The sequence below is a fragment of the Bradyrhizobium sp. USDA 3256 genome (assembly GCF_054058275.1).
Window position 1 is genome coordinate 679,654 of sequence record NZ_JBSSAE010000002.1, and the last position, 19,543, is coordinate 699,196.

19 protein-coding genes and 2 pseudogenes are annotated in these 19,543 nt (G+C 58.7%); 15 read left to right on the plus strand and 6 right to left on the minus strand.

From position 1 onward, the window contains the following. Positions 1 to 123 precede the first annotated feature (123 nt). From ACVWY5_RS04895 to ACVWY5_RS04930, 8 genes and pseudogenes are all read left to right on the plus strand, one after another. Entirely contained in the window at positions 124 to 498 is a 375-nt protein-coding gene (locus tag ACVWY5_RS04895; RefSeq protein WP_051376292.1) for a hypothetical protein, read from the plus strand. Beyond that, positions 491 to 811, plus strand: coding sequence for a nitrogen fixation protein NifZ (locus ACVWY5_RS04900; RefSeq protein ID WP_028336712.1), 321 nt, complete (start codon positions 491 to 493; stop codon positions 809 to 811). Before ACVWY5_RS04895 ends, ACVWY5_RS04900 begins: the two co-directional genes overlap by 8 nt. After that, positions 808 to 1,047, plus strand: coding sequence for a nitrogen fixation protein NifZ (locus ACVWY5_RS04905; RefSeq protein ID WP_028336711.1), 240 nt, complete (start codon positions 808 to 810; stop codon positions 1,045 to 1,047). Before ACVWY5_RS04900 ends, ACVWY5_RS04905 begins: the two co-directional genes overlap by 4 nt. 15 nt (positions 1,048 to 1,062) lie before the next feature. Continuing rightward, the gene (locus ACVWY5_RS04910) at positions 1,063 to 1,422 is read left to right on the plus strand and encodes a DUF3024 domain-containing protein (RefSeq protein ID WP_028336710.1); all 360 of its coding nucleotides are present in this window, start codon (positions 1,063 to 1,065) and stop codon (positions 1,420 to 1,422) included. A gap of 33 nt (positions 1,423 to 1,455) precedes the next feature. Next, positions 1,456 to 1,724 (plus strand): annotated as a pseudogene (locus ACVWY5_RS04915) (hypothetical protein). 44 nt (positions 1,725 to 1,768) lie between these two features. Continuing rightward, positions 1,769 to 2,923 (plus strand): DegT/DnrJ/EryC1/StrS family aminotransferase, encoded by a 1,155-nt coding sequence (locus ACVWY5_RS04920; protein ID WP_028336709.1) that lies wholly within the window; start codon positions 1,769 to 1,771, stop codon positions 2,921 to 2,923. Between the two features lie 433 nt (positions 2,924 to 3,356). Next, entirely contained in the window at positions 3,357 to 3,815 is a 459-nt protein-coding gene (locus ACVWY5_RS04925; RefSeq protein ID WP_028336708.1) for a Rieske (2Fe-2S) protein, read from the plus strand. Positions 3,816 to 4,782: 967 nt separating this feature from the next. After that, positions 4,783 to 5,130 carry a (2Fe-2S) ferredoxin domain-containing protein gene (locus ACVWY5_RS04930; RefSeq protein WP_080667215.1) on the plus strand — a complete coding sequence of 116 codons (348 nt, stop codon included), beginning with the start codon at positions 4,783 to 4,785 and terminating at the stop codon, positions 5,128 to 5,130. 549 nt (positions 5,131 to 5,679) lie between these two features. Here the strand turns inward: ACVWY5_RS04930 and ACVWY5_RS04935 are convergent. Beyond that, positions 5,680 to 6,423: an OmpW/AlkL family protein gene (locus ACVWY5_RS04935; RefSeq protein WP_028336706.1), complete on the minus strand. Its 744-nt coding sequence runs from the start codon at positions 6,421 to 6,423 to the stop codon at positions 5,680 to 5,682. Positions 6,424 to 6,884: 461 nt separating this feature from the next. Then, positions 6,885 to 7,281, minus strand: a pseudogene (locus ACVWY5_RS04940) (ArsC/Spx/MgsR family protein). Between the two features lie 640 nt (positions 7,282 to 7,921). On the opposite strand from ACVWY5_RS04940, the gene nifH reads away from it, so the two are divergent. From nifH to ACVWY5_RS04975, 7 genes are all read left to right on the plus strand, one after another. Beyond that, entirely contained in the window at positions 7,922 to 8,806 is an 885-nt protein-coding gene (gene nifH, locus ACVWY5_RS04945) for a nitrogenase iron protein (protein ID WP_028336705.1), read from the plus strand. 144 nt (positions 8,807 to 8,950) lie between these two features. Beyond that, the gene (locus ACVWY5_RS04950) at positions 8,951 to 9,667 is read left to right on the plus strand and encodes a nitrogen fixation protein NifQ (RefSeq protein ID WP_431016657.1); all 717 of its coding nucleotides are present in this window, start codon (positions 8,951 to 8,953) and stop codon (positions 9,665 to 9,667) included. 375 nt (positions 9,668 to 10,042) lie between these two features. After that, positions 10,043 to 11,224, plus strand: a complete 1,182-nt coding sequence (nifV, locus tag ACVWY5_RS04955; RefSeq protein ID WP_028336703.1) for a homocitrate synthase — start codon at positions 10,043 to 10,045, stop codon at positions 11,222 to 11,224. Positions 11,225 to 11,417: 193 nt separating this feature from the next. Then, positions 11,418 to 11,759, plus strand: a complete 342-nt coding sequence (gene nifW / locus ACVWY5_RS04960) for a nitrogenase stabilizing/protective protein NifW (RefSeq protein ID WP_028336702.1) — start codon at positions 11,418 to 11,420, stop codon at positions 11,757 to 11,759. A gap of 967 nt (positions 11,760 to 12,726) precedes the next feature. Beyond that, entirely contained in the window at positions 12,727 to 13,836 is a 1,110-nt protein-coding gene (locus ACVWY5_RS04965; RefSeq protein ID WP_028336701.1) for an electron transfer flavoprotein subunit alpha/FixB family protein, read from the plus strand. A 17-nt stretch (positions 13,837 to 13,853) separates the two neighbouring features. Then, a complete protein-coding gene (locus ACVWY5_RS04970) occupies positions 13,854 to 15,158 on the plus strand; it encodes an FAD-dependent oxidoreductase (RefSeq protein WP_456671646.1) in 1,305 nt (434 codons plus the stop codon). Between the two features lie 40 nt (positions 15,159 to 15,198). After that, entirely contained in the window at positions 15,199 to 15,495 is a 297-nt protein-coding gene (locus ACVWY5_RS04975; RefSeq protein WP_028336699.1) for a ferredoxin family protein, read from the plus strand. Positions 15,496 to 15,709: 214 nt separating this feature from the next. On the opposite strand, the gene ACVWY5_RS04980 is transcribed toward ACVWY5_RS04975, so the two are convergent. From ACVWY5_RS04980 to modC, 4 genes are all read right to left on the minus strand, one after another. Next, on the minus strand, positions 15,710 to 16,258 hold the full coding sequence (locus ACVWY5_RS04980) for a carboxymuconolactone decarboxylase family protein (RefSeq protein WP_028336698.1): 549 nt from the start codon (positions 16,256 to 16,258) through the stop codon (positions 15,710 to 15,712). 6 nt (positions 16,259 to 16,264) lie between these two features. Next, positions 16,265 to 16,819, minus strand: a complete 555-nt coding sequence (locus tag ACVWY5_RS04985; RefSeq protein WP_028336697.1) for a peroxiredoxin — start codon at positions 16,817 to 16,819, stop codon at positions 16,265 to 16,267. A gap of 368 nt (positions 16,820 to 17,187) precedes the next feature. Then, a complete protein-coding gene (locus ACVWY5_RS04990; RefSeq protein ID WP_063616705.1) occupies positions 17,188 to 17,865 on the minus strand; it encodes a DUF2478 domain-containing protein in 678 nt (225 codons plus the stop codon). A gap of 10 nt (positions 17,866 to 17,875) precedes the next feature. Continuing rightward, the gene (gene modC, locus ACVWY5_RS04995) at positions 17,876 to 19,045 is read right to left on the minus strand and encodes a molybdenum ABC transporter ATP-binding protein (RefSeq protein WP_080667214.1); all 1,170 of its coding nucleotides are present in this window, start codon (positions 19,043 to 19,045) and stop codon (positions 17,876 to 17,878) included. Positions 19,046 to 19,543: the final 498 nt, after the last annotated feature.

A 19,543-nucleotide genomic window follows, 5' to 3' on the forward strand; every position in this document is an offset into this window, starting at 1 on the left:
GCCGGTGCTTGATGATGTGGACGAAACAGTGTCCAGGAATGCGGCCTCATGCGCTTGGTTGCGAAACGAACCCCATCGCAGCCTCGCCGTCTGGCCCGGATCTTCGTTTGATGCGAGGGACTGATGCCGATGCTGGCCGGCCAGGACGATGAAGTTAATCGTGCCGTCGCGCGCCGCATCACGCCGCAGCCGTTCGACCGATTGATGAGCGATGAGGAGGTCGAGTTCCACCACATTGTGGCACGCGATGTCCAGAATGAGTGGCCGCTAGCCATAGCGATCGACCCGGACGCCTCCGTGCGGTTCGAAAACACACAACGGTTGCTGCCGAAGGCGCAAACTGCTCCACACTGCGATCCTGACCGGCACGTCCGCCATGAAATGGCGCGCTGCATTGCCGCTGGTGAATCGCCAAACGTCTTCGAGGCTGAGGACAAATCGATGCAGGACCTCGCTCGCGCGGGTATGGCAGCGTTTGAGGGAGAGCTGCATGAATAAAATCGTCCGCGACAGCGACGTGATCGAGCTCAGCGGGCCGCCTGTCTTCAGCTTTAGCGAGAAGGTGCGAGCCAATCGCACCATCCGCAATGATGGCACCTATCGCGGCAAGGAGATTGGCGAGATTTTGGTCAAGAAGGGCGACGTGGGTTACGTCGTTTCGATCGGCACGTTCCTGCAGCAATTCTACATCTACGGCGTCGAGTTTCTGGAAAGCGGCTATCGCGTTGGCATGAAGCGCAAGGAGCTTGAGCCGGTGGACCCGGGCGAGGAGATCGATGATTTGCCATTGCCGGAAAAGGTTGTGTCATGACTGAGGTCCGCTTTCCGAAGTATCGGCGGGGCCAGCGCGTTAAAGCCGTAGTCGATCTCATCAACGATGGTTCGTTTCCCAATACGGAACCGGAGGGGCTCGTTCTCGGCGCCGGAGCAACCGGCGAGATCGTCGGGGTCGCTATCCATACCGAAGCGGACGTGCCGATCTATACTGTCGATTTTGGTGAGCAGCTGCTCATTGGCTGTCTCGAAGAAGAAATCACGGTGCTCTGAAGGGGGGCTTTCGCGATGACTGCCGCGCTGATGAGGAAGGTAAAGACCGGGCTGGTCCCTCACCCAAACGAGGTCGATCGCAAGCGGATCGAGCGCGGCTTGAGCTCGCGCAAGCGCTATCTCTACGTCTTGCCGAATGTGACGCCGGTGAGGGGTGGCTATCTGATCGAGAGTCCCTGTTGCTCGCGCAATATCGACAAGGATGGCGGTCTCGTTGATGTCGCGCTAATTCTATATGATGCGGTGAGTGGGATTTGGAAGCTGTTTTGCAAGGATCACGCGCGAGGGATCTGGGAGTTTTACAGCCTTTACCACCGCCTGACTTCAGCAATCGATGAATTGAACGCAGATCCGGAGCGTCTGTTCTGGCAATGACGACCGCCTTTGACGAGTGATAGAGGAGCCATGATGGCGCTCACAGCGGAGGAACTGTTCGAAATCGAACGGCTACTTGCGGCTGATGCCCCTGCACTGGCCCCTTTGCGGAGCTGCGGCGCCGTTTTCCGCGGCTAGCGTGCGTGCGCTGCGAAAAGTCGGATGTGGCGGATCGGCCGTTCCGGCAGTTTCCTCGCTTTGACTTGCATTTGCTCGATGGGTCGGATCACTGCGTGCAGATTACAGCGGATCCGGCGCGGGCAACCGGCATCGTATTGGCAAAAAGGAATGTTGCCCGGTGAGTGGCATTGAATTCGCAGACCATCGGCTTGATGGCGCGGAGAAGATGGAGGCAAATACATCCTTCATTCCACTGTCTGATCCCGATATCAGCTTCGCCGAGCTCTCCGCCGTGGAAACGGGTCTGTGCTCACCGCAGATCTCCAATGGGTGGGGCACTGAGGCGTTCGAGCAGGCTTTTGCAGCCTATCTTGGCCGCAAATATGCCGTTGCGGTCTCGAGCGGCCCCATCGGGCTCCTGCTGGCGCTCAAGGCGCTCGACATCGGGCCAGGGCAGGAGGTCATCGCCTCGCCCTATTCCTTTCGCGAGACGGTCCATGCGATCGGTCTTGCGGGCGCACGGGCGGTGTTTGCTGACATTGACTATTGGTCGGGAACCCTGGTCCCAGAGAAAGCCGAAGAGCGCATTACGGCCAACACGCGGGCGATGGTCGCCGGCAATCCCAATGGTCACCCCGCGCCGTGGTCTGAACTGCGGGCGATCGCGCAGCGCCATCATTTGGCGCTTTTGGAGGATTCCACCGAAGCAATCGGATCGCGCTACAGGGGCGAGCTCGTCGGCCGGTTTGGCGATGTGGCGGTGTTCGACTTTGCCCAGCCCTCGGCTCTAAGCTGTGGCGAAGGCGCAATGGTGGTAACGGACGATATCGACATCGCGGTTGGCTTGCGTCGCTGTCGTGCCCACCGCCTGGACGAGCGCTCCTCAGTGATCGTCGGTGCCACAGCACCATACCAGGCCGGCATGAGTGATCTCACGGCCGCCTTGGGGCTGGCGCAGCTCAAGCGTCTCGATGAAATCCTGGAGCGTCGTCGGCTGGTAGATCAGCTCTACAACGCGCATATGCAATCATTTGAGGGAATCAAGCCGCCTTATGTTGGTCCCCATGTGACCGAGGTGAACTGGTTGCTCTATCTCGTCCATCTCGGGACACGCTTCACTCGATCCAGCCGCGATGCCATCGTCGATGATCTGCGCGCCGCTCGAATTGAATCCGCCGCCTATAGCCATCCGCTGCACTTGCAACGCCACTATTTTGAGCTCGGCTATCGACGTGGCGATTTCATGGTTGCGGAAAAGATCGCCGATCGCGCTTTGGTCCTGCCGTTTCACACCCATCTCACGAATAACAAGATCGAGTTTATTGTCGAGACCATGAAAGATGCGTCGGTCAACGTGGGCGCAGGGGCAGCGATCTACTGAGCGTGCGTTATCCACCACATGGAAGGAGGACGATTGAATGGCGATGATGCGACTTTTGTGACATTGCGCGAGATGAGCAAGGCGAGCGAGGACCGGCCCGCGCGCGAAGAAGACCTGCTTGCAGGTAGCGAGGCGCGGTCTCCAAGCCGCGGTCGAGGCGCGCCAAGCTCGGGTCTTTAAAGTCGGCCAAATACCGGATTGCTATGAACTCGCAACAAGTCATCATTCACGTCCGCTTCGCTCCGAACGGGAGGGTGATCCAAATTAGCGAGCGCCCAGCGAAGCTCACGCCGACCCAATGGTTTGATGTTCTCAGCAGCCGCGCTGGATCGACCTATCGGCCGCTTGCACGTGGCCGCGGCGCTTTTCGCCCGGCCCGGGCAGCGGTCGAAGCCTTCAAGCAGGAAACTGTGAGGCCCGGATGAGCAAAGGGATGGTCGGCCCGATCGGTGATCAGATCGAGGTGTTCGCCGTGTGTCCGGCCGACGCCATCGAGCGGAGTAACGCCAGGGGCTTTAGCTTGTCGCGGATCGACGACAGCGGCGAGAGCCGGCCTTTTCCAATTGTCGTGGTTCGCACCTTCGGCGACGACTATCTAGGGTACGTCAATCGTTGTCCTCATGACAGCGTATGGCTCAACATCGGCTCCGGCGAGTTTTTCTCCTCCGATCGCTCCTTTCTTAGATGCGGACGGCACGGTGCGAGATTTGAGATCGACACTGGATTGTGCATCGATGGTCCGTGCAATGGACAAGCGCTTGAGCCGGTTGCGCTCGCCGTCATCGAAGGTGACGTCTGCCTTTGTGGCGTCAAGCTGCTGGAGGACGATCGGTTTTCCAATGCGTTTGAGGACAGCGACGAAACCATGGATATAACGATCCATCCCGATTAACAGGCGTATCACTTGGCCGTTGCTCAAGTTGCTGCCCCGGCGCGTTGCCACCGAATAATGTCATCGTACTTGTGAGTGCTGGCGCGGCCGCGCGTCAATGCCTTTGAACTTGAGGGGCAAACAGGCGGCCCGTCGTATCCCGGGCATGCAACCGCGATCTTGGGCGGTACCAACGAGGTGATTTGGCGCTAGCTCACTAAATCAAGCCAGCAGGCCATTGCCCCCGCTGAATACAATATCTTCGCGAAGGAAATGCCCTCGGCGGTTACAAGTTCGCCGAGGGCATCGTCTGGGCTGGGTGAAATGGGGGGACCCAGACTGACAGGACCGTTTGGTCTGGAGGAATGACGATCCTGTGTCGCGATCCTTGGACGGTCGCCGAAGCGGGCGTAGCAATTGCAATTCCACGCTTCCGTTCATGCGATGCCCTTAGCGAGTGCCGTCACGATGGTCAGCCGACGGCGGCGGCCAAGGTTGAACGCATGAGCGGGCACGTGCGCGTGGCCCGGCGATTTTGCGTGCGGACTCGAAATGCAAAAAGGCGGAAGCGGCAGCGTGTCAAGCGCGATGCGACACTTGTCATGCACGAAACAGTGGAGGGCGACATTGTCGCAACCTTGGCATAATTGTCAGTCGCGCCGGCGTGGAGAATGAAATCGATTGCAGAAATGAGCGCCACGCATCTGGTGCGGAACTTGCTTGGAGAGGTTGATGGTTGCGTAAATGATACGGAGGAAGAGTATCGCGAGGGTGAAACTCTGTTCTAGATGCTGAGAATCTGTCGCTGATTCAGCGATAATCATCATTATGTCGCCCGCTCATTTCGCCTGCTTTCGCAAGCTCGAGTGGGAATTAGTAGGATCAATTGGTCGATGCGGCGTTCGACTGAAGAGCAGATTATACGAGCGGATACGCTCGGATCCTGTCTTTTTCAGATGACGGAGCCCATTGATTGCAGGATAGGCGCATGAACGCAGAAACTGAATTCGAGCTTCCTCAACTTTATAGACATCACGTCTTTGCCTGCCACACGCAGCGTCCGCCGAATCATCCGCATGGCAGCTGCGGCGCTTCTGGGGCGCAGGCCCTCTGGGATCGTTTGGGTAAGGCAATTGAAGCCCAAGGTCTCACCGATGTCGGTTTCACGGTGGCGGGCTGCCTTGGCTTTTGTAACTCCGGTCCCTTGATGGTTGTCTATCCTGACGGAGTCTGGTATCGCGCCACCACTCCTGAGGACGTTGATGAAATCGTAGAATCCCATCTCAAGCAGGGCAAACGTGTCGACCGCCTTGTGATGGTGCTGAGGCGAAGCTAAAGACCTCGCTTTAGCGCCGCTCGTCCCGGGGTATCAAACGTGGCTGGCCTATCCGGCCAATAGCTGGCATCTCGGAACAGTTGACGATGACCGGTGCCCTAATGCTTCCAGTACGTGCGCAGCGGCGGACGACTGACCCGTCGCTATGGCTCTGTCCGCAACATTCGGTTGGAGGGAGGCTCGATTGAGTCTTGCTCATGATCGCAGTCGAAGAGCCATGAGCTCAAGTTCTCGCAAGGCGGTCATTTTCACACGGTAGCGTGCCGGCTTGAATTCTAGGCTCTGATAAGCGAGCAGCCGCTTCTGCTATCGCCGATAAACACGAGCAGGATCATTTGAATCGCTATTGGTTCGATCTGTTTGTGTTCCACAGCTTACCGCCACGTTCGTAGTCCGCAGCGAGTGCAATGCTGCGAATGGCTCCCGGCCTTCGGCGAGACGACGTGTCTTTTACACATCATCTCGCTTACCTTTGGACTGCACTAAGCGGGGGGAGACGCACCCGACGATTCGGCGCGTCCGAAAGTTCACTGAAGCGTGTGTCTAGCTTCAGAACTTGTAAGTGACGCCGCCGCTGACGAGCCATGGGTCGATATTGGCGCGGCCGGTGACGGCGATCGCATTGTTTACGGTCGCCGTATAATCCGGCCGCAACCACAACTTCTTCACGTCGAAGTTGAGGCCCCAATGGCGGTCAAGCATGTAATCGAAGCCGAATTGGACCGCAGCGCCGAACTGGTTGCCGATGTGCAAATCCGTCACCGCCAGGCCGGCGAGCGATGTATTGGCTGCCGATTGCTTGAAGAATACGGTGTAGTTGATGCCCGCGCCGATGTAGGGCTTGAACGGGCTGAAATCGGTGAAGTGATATTGCAGTGTCAGTGTTGGCGGCAACAGCCAAGCTTTGCCAATATCCAGGCCATTTAGCGTGCCGGTGCCGCTGATGTGATGGCGGGTCACGCCGAGAATGAGTTCGGCGGCAACGTTGTTTGTGAAGAAATAGGTGATATCGAGCTCCGGTACCGCTTGGTCGCTGATCGATAGGCCGGAAGCGGGCGAGGACAGCAGCGGCGCCCCGGCGACATTGACGGAGCTGCCTGCGGTATCCGGCAAAACGCCCAGCGCGCGCAGGCGGATCATCCACGGATTGATGGGTTCGATTTGAGGTGCTTTGTAGTAGATTGGGGCCCGCGCCAGGTCCGCGGCCTGTACCGAGATGCTTTCCAACGGACACGTGAGCGCAAGGAGCGATGCCGTCGTCAGAATTGTTTTTGTCCTCATCGAATTCTCCATTCCAAAGTTCGCGCGCAAAGTCGCGCGAGATCTCTGTCACACATGGAGGACGGCGAAAGATTTGATGCTGATCAAATGGCGAGACGGCGTAGCGCAATTATGCAGCCACGTTGCATAAGGATCACGAAGCGTCGCTGTTCCGTGCGAATCGTTATTCAGTTTAATGTTCTGTCTGAGCCGAATCTATTCAATAAGCCGTATCTCGGCTTGAAGCTCCGAGCAAACGCAGGCTGCAGGAATCATGCGCAATAAACGCGGTCGAACTGGGCGGTGTCATATATCGCTGGCGACGGAAAGGTCATATTCAAACCGAGCAAATCTGAGCGCCGCTGGTTACGAAGAGCCACGTACGTCGGCGTTCTCAGCGAACTGCCGTCGGTCATATTGAAAAAGCCGGAAGTGGGAGGGACGTTGTTCCATTGGTTGGCGGCATGGTATTATGATCGATCGCATCCTCACATTTACGGACAGTGAGTGCTCTTTTGTTCCTGGTAGCATCCCTCAAGGCCATCTGGCGTGTCCCGGCCAAGCAGCGACAGCACAGATTCATGATCAAATCCGGCGCATCTAGAGCCATCGACGTTGATTAGCGGGCGCCTGATCAGCAAGCATCAACGCGAGTGCACTCGCTGCGTCGACTGCGTCAGGATTGACTTCGCCCGACTTGATACGAGGTGCGGCTCGGTTAAACCAGGATGCGATCGGCATATTGCTGAAGAAGCGTCGCAATTGCTCCGCAGCCCACGGCTCCTTCAATATATCCTTGGCTATCACATCATGGCCAGCGGCCTTCAGCGCCAGCATCTGACGCGCATTGCTTACGCAGCCGGGCTTCTGATAAAAGAGGATTGTCGCCATGCTATACCTATGTCGGTAAGCTGAGCTGAACGATCGGCGCAGAGCTGGACCTCATTTAGCTTCGACCTGCAGGGCCCTTGTAAGGCAGCTTCTTGCTGCCATTAAGCTATGCGCGCCGATCTGATGAGATGGATGAATCGGGAGGTCAGCCGCACAATTGATCTCGTCATCCTCGACCACGAACCCCATCGCCGGCCACTTGCCTTAGAGGTTGTGACCTCGACCTGCATATTGCTCTCCGCAAATTGCCGCCACCTTCTTGCAAGAAGAGGAGCAAGTCCCGTTCCAGTTGAGGAAATTGAACCAGATCATGCCAAACCGGCGTTTTCCGGTTGATGGGTGTGGCCGTTGTTCGTTTTCTGACAGCCGCGCAGATCCTGTCCAGTGCAAATCTCCCTGGGGTCGCTCAGCGTTTCGTTGGCTTTTTAGAGCGTAATCAGAAGCTTAATAAGCGCGGACAGTGTTGGCATGGCGATTGCTGTTGAGCTGCAGCAACACTGAGTGAGGGCTGGGTGCACGCCGACGCGTAAGACGAGCGATGCGCTCCTTCCCTTGAGCCCGTGTGCCCCGTTTCTGAGAGAGAAACAAGCTCGCGTGTCGGAAGCACGCAACTTTTGGCAATCGGTTGATGGAGAACAACATGTCTTCACTGAGACAAATCGCGTTCTACGGAAAGGGCGGCATCGGCAAGTCGACCACTTCCCAGAATACGCTGGCGGCACTGGCCGAGATGGGCCAGAAAATCCTGATCGTGGGATGCGATCCTAAGGCGGACTCGACCCGCCTCATCCTGCACGCCAAGGCGCAGGACACGATTTTGAGCCTTGCAGCGAGCGCTGGCAGCGTGGAAGACCTCGAACTCGAGGACGTGATGAAGGTCGGCTACAAGGACATCCGCTGCGTGGAGTCCGGTGGTCCTGAGCCGGGTGTCGGCTGCGCCGGCCGCGGCGTCATCACCTCGATCAATTTCCTGGAGGAGAACGGCGCCTATGAGAACATTGACTATGTCTCATACGACGTGCTCGGCGACGTCGTTTGCGGTGGCTTTGCGATGCCGATCCGCGAAAACAAAGCGCAGGAGATCTATATCGTGATGTCTGGAGAAATGATGGCAATGTATGCCGCAAACAATATCTCCAAAGGTATCCTGAAATACGCAAACTCTGGCGGCGTGCGGCTGGGCGGTCTGATCTGCAACGAGCGGCAGACCGATAAGGAGCTGGAACTGGCGGAGGCGCTGGCCAAGAAGTTAGGCACTCAGCTGATCTACTTCGTGCCGCGCGACAATGTGGTGCAGCATGCCGAGCTACGGCGCATGACGGTGCTGGAGTATGCGCCCGATTCGCAGCAGGCCGATCATTATCGCAATCTGGCGACCAAGGTTCACAACAATGGCGGCAAAGGCATCATTCCGACCCCAATCTCCATGGACGAGCTCGAGGACATGCTGATGGAGCATGGCATAATGAAGCCCGTCGACGAATCCATCGTCGGCAAGACCGCCGCCGAACTCGCGGCCTCGTAAAGGTCGCGGGTCGCGGCCTTGTGAAGGCGCGCGACGGATGCCGGTCTCCCTCACCCCCCATCCGGGGAGACCGGCATTCTGACGATTATCTGACAGCCAGAGTGGAGCGGGGCAAACGTGACAGCTGCGGGAACCCAAGACATCATGCCAGAAGCGCACTTCCTTCCGCTTATGGCTTCTTGCGCCGTCGACGCGAGCAGCAAGGTGCAAAGAGGAATTGCGACCTACCGAGCGCTCACTGGCGTGTCTCCTGAAGATGCCGACATTGCGACCGACAGCAGTTTCGATTGCCATGTCCTGGCGTCAATCCTGGCGGCCGCCTCGATGGATGGTGGCCCGCTTCCCGAGAAGGCCGGCCTGTCCGGCCACCAGCTGGCGACCCTGCTGGCGCAGCAATTTCCATCGGTTGAGGTCAATATCTCGGAGCAGCTCCTAGCGTTTAAGTGCGATGAGAATGACGAGATCGCGATGGTGCGCGATCTCTTGCTCAAGCAACGCTCGACGGAAGGGCATATCGGCGGCTGGCTGGCCGCGATGATCGCGCGCCGCGCCATAGAGCCAGATCACCTGTGGGAAGATCTCGGATTACGCAATCGTGGCGAACTCTCTCGGCTGCTAAGCCGCCACTTCTCGCCGCTCGCCGCGCGCAATATCAACAATATGCGCTGGAAGCGCTTCTTCTACCGCTCGGTGTGCGAGGACGAAGGTCTCGCCATGTGCACAACGCCCGTGTGCACGCAATGTGACGACTTCAATCTCTGTTTCGGCGAAGAGGGCGGCGAGAGCCGGATGGCCGAGCGCCGCCGCGACCTTCTGTTGCAGGCGGCTCGCCCGGACGTCAGCGGCGACTGGCCCATTTGAGTTGTCACAAGGATCGTCGATCTCACAGTCATCTGAGAACGCCTCACGGGCTTTGGCGACCTCCGCAGGAGTCGAGGGGCGCGGCTCACGCCGTTTCGATGCGAGAGCGACGATGAGTCCAAGGTGGCAAGCCGCAAGGGCTCCGCGACAATTCCTGCATCCCGGCGTGCCACAACCGGGTTAGCGTTCGAGCCAGCGTGGCAAGAGGCAAGGTGAGGCGTCCGCTTCCTAAATCTGTCGCGTTTGCGACAAATCATTTGAAGGAAGCTAGCCGAGGGAGACTGCGGTTTTTCAATGGGTTGCCAGGGATGGCGGGCTGGCACGCGGGTTGCTGAAGCGTAGGTGGATCAAAGAACAATAAGGAGCCCTTTCGTGATGGCCGCCACCACCAAACAGTCTTGGCCCGAGCAGGCGCGCGCCAAGCCGACTGTGCTCAACGATACGACGTTACGTGACGGCGAGCAGGCGCCCGGCGTTGCGTTCACCACAGAAGAAAAGCTGGCGATCGCGCAGGCGCTGGCCCGGGCCGGCGTGACGGAGATCGAGGCGGGAACGCCCGCGATGGGCAAGGAGGAGATCGCCGCCATCCGCGCTGTCGTCGAAGCAGAGCTTCCACTGACCACCATAGGCTGGTGCCGGATGCGGGAAGCAGACATCGACGCGGCGATCGAAGCGAAGGTGTCCATGGTCAATATGTCGATCCCGAGTTCCGATGTACAGATCGCGGCCAAGCTTGGCGGTTGTCGCGATCTGGCGCTGGAACAAGTGAAGCGAGTGGTAGATTATGCGCGTGAGCGGGGACTTGAGGTCGCCGTCGGCGGCGAGGACTCCTCCCGCGCCGATATCGATTTTCTCATTAGACTGATAGCTGCGGCAAGAGCGGCGGGAGCGCGTCGATTTCGTATTGCCGATACGCTTAGTGTACTCGACCCCGACACAACCTTTGCGCTGGTCGGAAGTTTGCGTGCGACCACGGATCTCGAACTCGAGTTTCATGGTCACGACGATCTCGGCCTCGCAACCGCCAATACGCTCTCTGCCATCAAGGCTGGCGCGAGCCACGCGTCGGTAACCGTTATCGGCCTCGGCGAACGGGCCGGAAATGCACCGCTCGAAGAAGTCGCAGTCGCGCTCAAGCAGCTCTATGGCTGCGAGACCGGCATCATATTGCCGGAACTCGAGAACGTCGCCGTGGTGGTTGCAGCCGCAGCCGCACGTGCGATTCCTCTGAACAAGGCCATCGTCGGAGAGCATGTGTTTACGCACGAATCGGGCATTCATGTGGATGGCCTGTTAAAGGATCAACGCACCTACCAGTCGCTTGATCCGGCTCTGCTTGGGCGCTGCAACCGTTTTGTGATAGGCAAGCATTCTGGGCTCTCGGCGATCACTGCGTTGCTCACTGAATTACAGCTCGTCGCCAGCGCCGATCAGGCTAGACAGATCCTGTCGCAAGTCCGCAGGCATGCCATCGAGCACAAGCTACCAGTCGAGCGCGAAGCAGTCGCGGCGATCTGGCGCGAAGTGTGCGGAAGCTTGGCGCCCCGCCCCGCGTGAAGAGGCCTGCCCAGCAACGTTTGCGCAGACCATTCTAAAGCCAGGCGCCGCGATGACGGTCTGTTAGTTGATCGGCGGCAACGATGACGGCCTGCCTCCGCTTGGTTGTACGAGGTCGGGGCTGCAGGAGGATCACCGGGCACTGCCGCGTTTCCGCCGAATGTCCACAAGCAAATTCAAAAGGAGATTTTGGATGAGTAACTCGCACCCAGCAGCCGGTATCCTGGACCGGCTCGGCAAGGCCTCGTCAGCGGAAGAATTTTTTTTGCTGTTAGACGTCGAGTACGATCCCAGGATCGTCAATGTCGCGCGCCTTCACATCCTAAAGCGCATGGGACAATATTTTGCCAAGGAGCAATTCGCTGGTGCCGTGGAGCCGGACATCAGAGCTCGTTGCAAAGCGATGCTGGAGCAGGCTTATGCCGACTTCGTGGCATCGTCACCAATCGACGAGCGAGTATTTAAGGTTTTGAAGGATGCGACCACGGAGCATGACAAGCCGAAGGCCTTTGTCCCTTTGAGCGAGTTGAAGTGATCTTGCGCTCCACCGCAGCGAGGTTTGTCCCGAATGGCGTCGTGGCAGCCCCTCGTGCAGTCTTTCTCTTCATACAGATCAGCTGCCTGCAATTATGGTTCGAGCGGCGCTGTCGTATTCCCGACCCATGTTCGGACTGGCCATGTCCTGGGTGTTAGCAGCCATTCTAGGTGTCTCCCAACTCGTTGCTTCCGCGCGCCTTTTCTTGGTTCTTGCAACTGGTACGACACTTGCTGTTGTGGTGCCGATCCCGTCATCGATGCCGACAAATGGTAGCCGTCCAAGATGAGACTTGAAGGAAAAGCTTTCACGTTAATTCTACTGCCTGCCGAGAGCTGCGGCATCATCTCGTGGCTCATGCTCACGCAGTGCCATCCGAATGTGATTGAAGCCGGTATCGAGCGCAAAATGGTGATCAATGGGTAAGTCGTCCGTCCACGCTGCTGCCAGGGAAGGTATGCATCGCATCAAGTTGGTGCCCGATTTTGCGCGGGTCCACATCTACCCCGCGGCCGATAGCAATATTGGTCTGGAGAAGGGGCGCATGTTGGCCCACGGGCGCTGGAGGCTAAACACGGATCGCATGACAATGTGGTGGCAAAATAACCCTGCTTGTCACAGCCAATGTGGACCGCTAGGTCGAAAGCGAGGTGAAGCTACTGCGCAGCAAGCGGAGCCGCGTACTCGAGCATGGAGAGGGTCGGACAGAGCGATCGACGCGGCCTCGCCGCCTCGCTGGCGCTGGTCGAATAGAGTGCGCAAGAAACCTGTATCGTGGCGCTCTCGGAATCTGACACGCCAGGTACGCTCACCCCAGGCGACGTCCCTCGTTGCGCGATTGGGCCGCACCGAGCAGACAGGACCACCGAGCAGCCGGCCACATGCTGATCAAAGGTGATCCTAGCCAACCGAAGTGGAAAGCGATCCTGTGGCGCGGGCGCCCGTATTATTGAGGGGAATTTAAAGCATGAGCAATGTCACCAAAACGGCCGCGCCGACGGCGGCCGGCCGCGCGGCGGCCAAAAAAGAGCTGCCGGAGCACTTTAAGGCATACAAGCATGTCTGGGTTTTCGTCGAGCAGGAGCGAGGCCAGGTGCATCCGGTTTCCTGGGAGCTCATGGGTGCGGGGCGCAGGCTTGCTGACAGGCTGAAGGTGAATCTCGCCGCGGTCGTTATCGGTCCGGAAGGGCAGCCGACGCGCAACGCCGCGCTGGAGTCATTTTGCTATGGGGCCGATCTAGCCTATCTCGTGAGCGATAATGTTCTGTCGAATTACCGCAACGAATCCTATACGAAAGCGCTAACGGAACTCGTCAACACCTACAAGCCTGAAATTCTGCTGTTGGGCGCGACGACACTCGGTCGCGATCTTGCGGGTTCGGTGGCGACCACCTTGTCGACGGGGCTCACCGCCGACTGCACCGCCCTCGACGTCGACGCCGATGGTTCGCTTGCGGCGACGCGTCCGACCTTTGGCGGCTCGCTGCTGTGCACGATCTATACCTTGAACTATCGTCCGCAGATGGCAACCGTCCGCCCGCGCGTCATGCCGATGCCGGAGCGCATCGTACGCGATGCCGCTCGCATTATTATCCATCCGCTGGGCCTCGTTGAAGACGATATCGTCACGAAAGTGCTGACGTTCATTCCCGACCGAGATTCCGAAACGTCCAATCTAGCCTATGCCGATGTCGTTGTGGCCGGCGGCTTGGGACTGGGATCGCCCGAGAATTTTCGGCTGGTGCGCGAACTGGCGGCTCTGCTTGGCGCCGAGTTTGGCTGCTCGCGTCCTCTGGTGCAAAAGGGGTGGGTGACGTCTGACCGGCAGATCGGCCAGACGGGCAAGACCATTCGGCCAAAGCTCTATATTGCGGCCGGCATTTCCGGCGCGATCCAGCACAGGGTCGGCGTGGAGGGCGCGGACCTGATCGTCGCCATCAATACCGACAAGAATGCGCCGATCTTCGACTTCGCCCACGTCGCGATCGTCAGTGATGCCATGCAGTTGCTCCCGTCGCTGACGGCAGCATTTCGCGCCAGGCTTTTGCCGAATTCGCGAGCCCGCATCGCGGTCTAGAGGAGATGATGTGATGATTGAAAGAGAGGTTCGACGCGATCGTTGTTGGAGCCGGTATGGCCGGCAACGCGGCGGCATTGACGATGGCAAAGCGCGGCCTGAAGGTGCTACAGCTCGAGCGGGGTGAATATCCCGGATCGAAGAATGTGCAGGGCGCAATTCTCTATGCCGACATGATGGAAAAGCTGATCCCCGAGTTTCGCGAGGAGGCTCCGCTGGAACGCCATCTGGTCGAACAGCGCTTCTGGATGATGGACGATCGCTCCCATGTCGGGATGCACTACCGCTCGGATGACTTCAACGAGGAGCGGCCCAACCGATACACGATCATACGCGCGCAGTTTGACAAATGGTTCTCCTCAAAGGTGCGGGAGGCGGGCGCGACCGTGCTGTGCGAGACCACAGTCACCGAACTCGTACGGGACGACCATGAGAGAATCGTCGGAGTTCGTACAGATCGCCGCGACGGCGAAATACACGCCGACGTCGTCGTGCTGGCCGAGGGTGTCAATGGCCTGCTCGGCACGCGAGCGGGTCTGCGCTCACGGCCAACGCCGGATAATGTTGCGCTCGCGGTGAAGGAAATGCACTTTCTGCCTCGCGAGACTATCGAGGCGCGGTTCAATCTCAAGGGCGACGAAGGCGTCGTGATCGAGGCGGCCGGTACCATTTCTCGCGGCATGACCGGAATGGGTTTCATTTATGCCAACAAGGAGTGCATTTCGCTCGGCATCGGCTGTCTCGTCGCCGATTTCCAGCGCACCGGCCAGACGCCCTACGGCATGCTCGACCATTTCAAGCAACATCCGTCCGTGGCGCCGCTGATCGCAGGTTCCGAAGTCAAGGAATATGCGGCGCATCTCATTCCCGAAGGCGGTTACAAAGCAATCCCGCAGCTCTACGGTGAGGGCTGGGTGGTGGTGGGGGACGCGGCACAGCTCAACAATGCCATTCATCGCGAAGGCTCCAATCTTGCGATGACCTCAGGCCGCATCGCGGCCGAAGCGATCGCCCAGGTGAAATCGCGCCGCGAGCCGATGTCCACGAAAAATCTGTCGCTCTACAAGACGATGCTGGACGAGTCCTTCGTCATCAAAGACCTCAAGAAATACAAAGACATGCCGACGCTGATGCACACTCATTCGCAAAGCTTCTTTCTTACCTATCCGCAGCTCATCTCCAAGGCGCTGCAGAACTTTGTACGCGTCGATGGTACGCCGAAAGTTGAGAAGGAGAAGGCGACCCTGAAATCCTTCGTCAAGGCGCGTTCATGGACAGGTCTGTTCGGAGATGCGTGTCGTTTTGCTCGAGCCTGGCGCTGAGCGGCAACGGTGTGAAGTCCTGCAATTGGAAGGTCAAAACATGAATGTCGAGCCCTCAGTGCGCGTCGAAGACAAGCTGTACTACAATCGCTATCTCGTCGATGTCGGTCACCCTCACGTCACCGTGCGCGCACACACGACGCCGTCGCCGCAGCTACGTGCGCTTTTGAAAGTCTGCCCTGCGCGATGCTACGAACTCAACGACAATGGCCAAGTTGAGATAACCGTCGACGGCTGCATCGAGTGCGGCACCTGTCGCGTGATCGCTGAACCTACCGGCGACATCAAATGGAGCCATCCGCGCGGCGGGTACGGCGTGCTGTTCAAGTTTGGGTGAGAGTGCAACGAAGGGCCCGCGGTGTGATCGCCATAAAGCAGGGCACTTTGTGGCGCATTCCTGCTCGTCTGCACGGAGGGTGAAGTTCGAACGAGCGCGCACCCGAGGGGACGCGCAGCAAGACAGCTTGAGGATACTACACGCGCTTAGGATTGGCGAAGGAATGGTCGTAGTGCCGTTGAATGGCGCCACAACCGATGACGCGCAAAGGAAATCAACCCTTCGCCTTCGAGGGGGCGAGCCCGGCGGCCTCGATCGCAACCGCCACTGATTGCACAATCGCAGCAAAGCGCACGGCAGTCTGGATCACTCCGGAACTGACGCCCTCAGCCCGCAGCGTCTTCTCGTGAGCGTCGACACAGGCACCGCAGCCGTTTATGGCCGAGACCGCCAAAGACCACAGCTCGAAATCGGACTTGTCCACGCCAGGATTGCCGATCACGTTCATGCGCAGTCGTGGCGGCATGCTCTTGTATTCCGGGTTGGATACGAGGTGAACGAATCGGTAGTAGACGTTGTTCATCGCCATCACAGAGGCTGCGGATTTCGCTGCGGCAATCGCGGCAGGTGCCATCACGGCAGCGGCTGCCGCTTCGATCGCGGCAATCAGGGCTGCATTGCGAGTGGCAATCGCAGTCGCCAGCAGCAGGCCGTATTGTCGCTGCGGCGACAGCGTATCATCGCCCAGCAAGGACGCCAGGTTAAGCCTGACGTCCTTGGCGAAATCGGGGATCGTCTCATTCAACTGCTCAATTGACGACATGCTGCCTCACGCAACCTTCAGGGTTTCCCCGCCGACCTCGCGGTTGCAGGCACAGAGTTCGTCGGTTTGCAGCGCGTCCAGAACGCGGAGCGTGTCCTTGGGGCTGCGCCCGACATTGAGATTGGTCGCATAGACGTGTTGGATCGTGTTGTCGGGATCGACGATAAAGGTGTAGCGGTAGGCGACGCCCTCGGGCGAACGCACGCCAAGGCCATCGACTAAGGTCCCTTTGGTGTCCGCAAACTGCCAAATCGGTAGATTGTGCAGGTCCGCATGCGAACGTCGCCAGGCGAGCTTACAGAACTCATTGTCAGTCGAACCACCCAGTACAACAGCATCGCGATCGGCGAACTCCTTGGACAGTCGGCCGAACTCGGCGATCTCGGTCGGACAGACGAACGTGAAATCTTTGGGGTAGAAAAAGATGATCTTCCATTTCTCTGGAAAGCTTGTTTCGGTCAGCGTCTCGAATGCGCTGCGTCCGTCTTCTTCTTGCGCCTGAAAGCCGGGCTTCACGCCCGTGATTTCGAACGGCGGCAACTGACTTCCAATTCCGAGCATGCTGACCTCACAAGTGTGCTTTGCGTAAGTTGTGCCATCACTGGTGAAGCAAGCGACATGCCATCCGTTCTCAAGATCGGATTGTCCCAATTGACCAGCGGCCTGGCTGCAGACACTGATCCTGAGGTCTGATGGCTCATACATCCACCGCCAATCATGCTGTCTGGATACGAGATGCTTGATCGCTTGGAACGCCGTGTGAGCGCCGCGTAAGTGATGAGTGGAGCGCCGCAGTGCAAAAGTCGCAGCCAAATTCTTCGACCAGCGATTGATCCGCTGGTTGAGACGTCTAAGTGGCGACCGAGAATGGATCCTCCGCGCCCTCGCAGAGCATCACGGTAGCTCACGGTGTGAAACGGCCGCCGAAGCTAAGGCTGTTTTCGTAGGGAGCGAAGGAGCCCGACCGGCGATGGCTGTGTCGACACTGGCGATATTCTCGCAGCCGTCATCAAGCTGTCCGGTATCATCGTCCCAAAATAGCCCCAGCTCGGGCTGAAGGTGTGGCGCCGCGCCAAGCGCGTGGCGACGTCGCACCACCATTTCTCTACGGCTTGGCGATCGCAATGTAGCAGCGTGCCAACATCACCGGTAAAAGCTCTCCAGTCGGCAAGGCATTTTCTTGGAACCGCTGTCAAGAGCGGGACACCCCGAGTGATCGCGTCAACGAATTCAGCGCGCAGGCCGCGGCCAGCGGCTTCTTGTTTGGCGAATTTGCTGATCACGAGGAGATCGATCTTGTTGCGAAGCGCCTGGGAAACGACAACTGCGGCCTCGGCTAGTCCGTTTGGATCGAGCTTACAGGATGCCGCCCCGCTGCCGAGCAGCTGGGAAATCGAGATCTCTCGCCCTGTCGCAACGTCGACTGCGAGGATAACGTGCGTGCCGCTTGCATTCCTGAAGTGTCGCTGGACGAGGCCGCCGACGCGTACGTGATGCCGCGCGAGATCCTGGACGAAATCGGCAAGCAGCTTGTCGGCGTCGTCTTCTGGCTGGTAGAGAATCGCTGCCACATCTGTCGGATCGATATTATCAAGCTTGTCGATCATGGTCGTGGTCCTATTTCCGTTCGCTTCGTGTGTCCGCGCTCAGCTGTAAAAGACCTCCTACCGGTGTCGCAGGCGTTATGAGCAATCGCTCGGGGGTCGAGACCGGCAAGGCTCGCGCGACCTCGGCGAATACGTCCATTCCGTTACTGAGCCTTAGCGCATCAAAGGAGCGGCGTGTGATGCGGGCCAAAAGCGGCACGCCCGAGCGGCCAGTTTCGAGCGCCAGAACCAGCGTGATCTCAGCTTCGTCGAACGGCAGGGAGGCTTTGATGCGTGCCGGAAAGACATTCAGGAAGGAGCTTGCGCGCGGAGCTTCGCGCACGATGCTGACGTCGGCAGCTGCGATGCGCAGCCGTAGCTGCGCGCCAGGTTTGAGCGGCGCCCCAGGTATCAACAGACGCGCGCCTCTGAGGCGGACGATGACCAGTCCATAGCGCCCGTCATAGCCGCCGACCACGGTATCAACGCAAACCGCCGCTTCGCCCCGCGCTGCAAGCGCTGGATTGCTCTGAACGACGTGCAGCGGCCCGGCCGCAGTCACAATGCCATCTTTCATCATGACGAGATAATCGGCGAAGCGCTCGATGTCGGCCATGTCGTGGCAAACATAGATCATCGGCAACGTGAGCTCCTCACGCATGCGCTCGAGAAATGGCAGAATCTCGCGCTTGGCGGCACGGTCGAGCACAATGAGCGGGTCGTCCAGCAAAAGTAGCCGCGGTTGAGCTAGTAGCGCGCTGCCTAGAGCAAGTCGCTGTCGCTCGGCGCCAGAAAGATGTGACGGCGAACGGTCCAGCAATGGCGCCAAATCGAGCAACTGAACCACGCCATCAAAGTCGATCACTGTCGATGTCGATTTCGATGCGTTGTACAGAAGGGTGTGCTTGACAGACAAATGAGAAAAAAGAATCGGTCGCTGGAATACATATGCGACGGGACGCAGATGAGGCGGCCGAAACGTCGTTTCGTCCTGCCAAATTTCACCATCGATGCCGCAGAATCCACCCGGCAGACGTTGGACGCCGGCGATGCAGCGCGCGAGCGTGGTTTTGCCGCACCCTGGCGGACCGAAAATTGCTGTGACACCCTTGGCCGGCACGCTGAATCGCGCATCCAACGGGATGTTTGCGGGGGCGCCGTTGAAGGCGACTTCGATATAGCCCGGTTTTGCTTCTCTCACGAGCCCGCGCCTATGCTGTATCTTTCCATCAAATCACGACGAGAATGGCCGCAAAGGCGATGATCACCATGCTAGCGAAAATCCACTCCGTTTTGCACCAGCGCGGCGTTTCCGCCCCGAGGAGGCCAAAAGGTGCCGCGGAGCATTGCAGATCGACGGTGTTACGACGGCCGGCATCTTGAGCATCTCCCTGTCATCGAGGAACGTGGCGATCGACGCTGCCGGAAGCGCTGACCGATCACACATGCAAGGCGGGCGTCTAGTATCGCGGAATCCTCAGCCGGCTTGGCCGGACGCAGTTTGTCCGCCGGATGAATTGGCGTGGCTTGCGTCGTTTGGCTGTAGACGCGTCGGGTACCCCCAGGGCTTGATACCGCCTCGTGGTCGGCAATCGGCTCGAACGGCGCCACAGCGTTAAGGGCCGATGTGAAGTGTTCGCCGACGGCAGGGTTCATGGCTTCTGCGACTCCAGGTGCAAGCAGCATCAAAGCCAGGTCA

Bases quoted from the DNA above. Each gene is read 5' to 3' on its own strand.
- ACVWY5_RS04980 (WP_028336698.1), bottom strand. From the start codon at position 16,258: ATGTCGTCAATTGAGCAGTTGAATGAGACGATCCCCGATTTCGCCAAG.
- ACVWY5_RS04950 (WP_431016657.1), top strand. From the start codon at position 8,951: ATGCCAGAAGCGCACTTCCTTCCGCTTATGGCTTCTTGCGCCGTCGAC.
- ACVWY5_RS04935 (WP_028336706.1), bottom strand. From the start codon at position 6,423: ATGGAGAATTCGATGAGGACAAAAACAATTCTGACGACGGCATCGCTC.
- ACVWY5_RS04975 (WP_028336699.1), top strand. From the start codon at position 15,199: ATGAATGTCGAGCCCTCAGTGCGCGTCGAAGACAAGCTGTACTACAAT.
- ACVWY5_RS04900 (WP_028336712.1), top strand. From the start codon at position 491: ATGAATAAAATCGTCCGCGACAGCGACGTGATCGAGCTCAGCGGGCCG.
- nifH (WP_028336705.1), top strand. From the start codon at position 7,922: ATGTCTTCACTGAGACAAATCGCGTTCTACGGAAAGGGCGGCATCGGC.
- ACVWY5_RS04965 (WP_028336701.1), top strand. From the start codon at position 12,727: ATGAGCAATGTCACCAAAACGGCCGCGCCGACGGCGGCCGGCCGCGCG.
- nifV (WP_028336703.1), top strand. From the start codon at position 10,043: ATGGCCGCCACCACCAAACAGTCTTGGCCCGAGCAGGCGCGCGCCAAG.
- ACVWY5_RS04895 (WP_051376292.1), top strand. From the start codon at position 124: ATGCCGATGCTGGCCGGCCAGGACGATGAAGTTAATCGTGCCGTCGCG.
- ACVWY5_RS04925 (WP_028336708.1), top strand. From the start codon at position 3,357: ATGGTCGGCCCGATCGGTGATCAGATCGAGGTGTTCGCCGTGTGTCCG.
- ACVWY5_RS04910 (WP_028336710.1), top strand. From the start codon at position 1,063: ATGACTGCCGCGCTGATGAGGAAGGTAAAGACCGGGCTGGTCCCTCAC.
- nifW (WP_028336702.1), top strand. From the start codon at position 11,418: ATGAGTAACTCGCACCCAGCAGCCGGTATCCTGGACCGGCTCGGCAAG.
- ACVWY5_RS04905 (WP_028336711.1), top strand. From the start codon at position 808: ATGACTGAGGTCCGCTTTCCGAAGTATCGGCGGGGCCAGCGCGTTAAA.
- ACVWY5_RS04985 (WP_028336697.1), bottom strand. From the start codon at position 16,819: ATGCTCGGAATTGGAAGTCAGTTGCCGCCGTTCGAAATCACGGGCGTG.
- ACVWY5_RS04930 (WP_080667215.1), top strand. From the start codon at position 4,783: ATGAACGCAGAAACTGAATTCGAGCTTCCTCAACTTTATAGACATCAC.
- ACVWY5_RS04990 (WP_063616705.1), bottom strand. From the start codon at position 17,865: ATGATCGACAAGCTTGATAATATCGATCCGACAGATGTGGCAGCGATT.
- ACVWY5_RS04920 (WP_028336709.1), top strand. From the start codon at position 1,769: ATGGAGGCAAATACATCCTTCATTCCACTGTCTGATCCCGATATCAGC.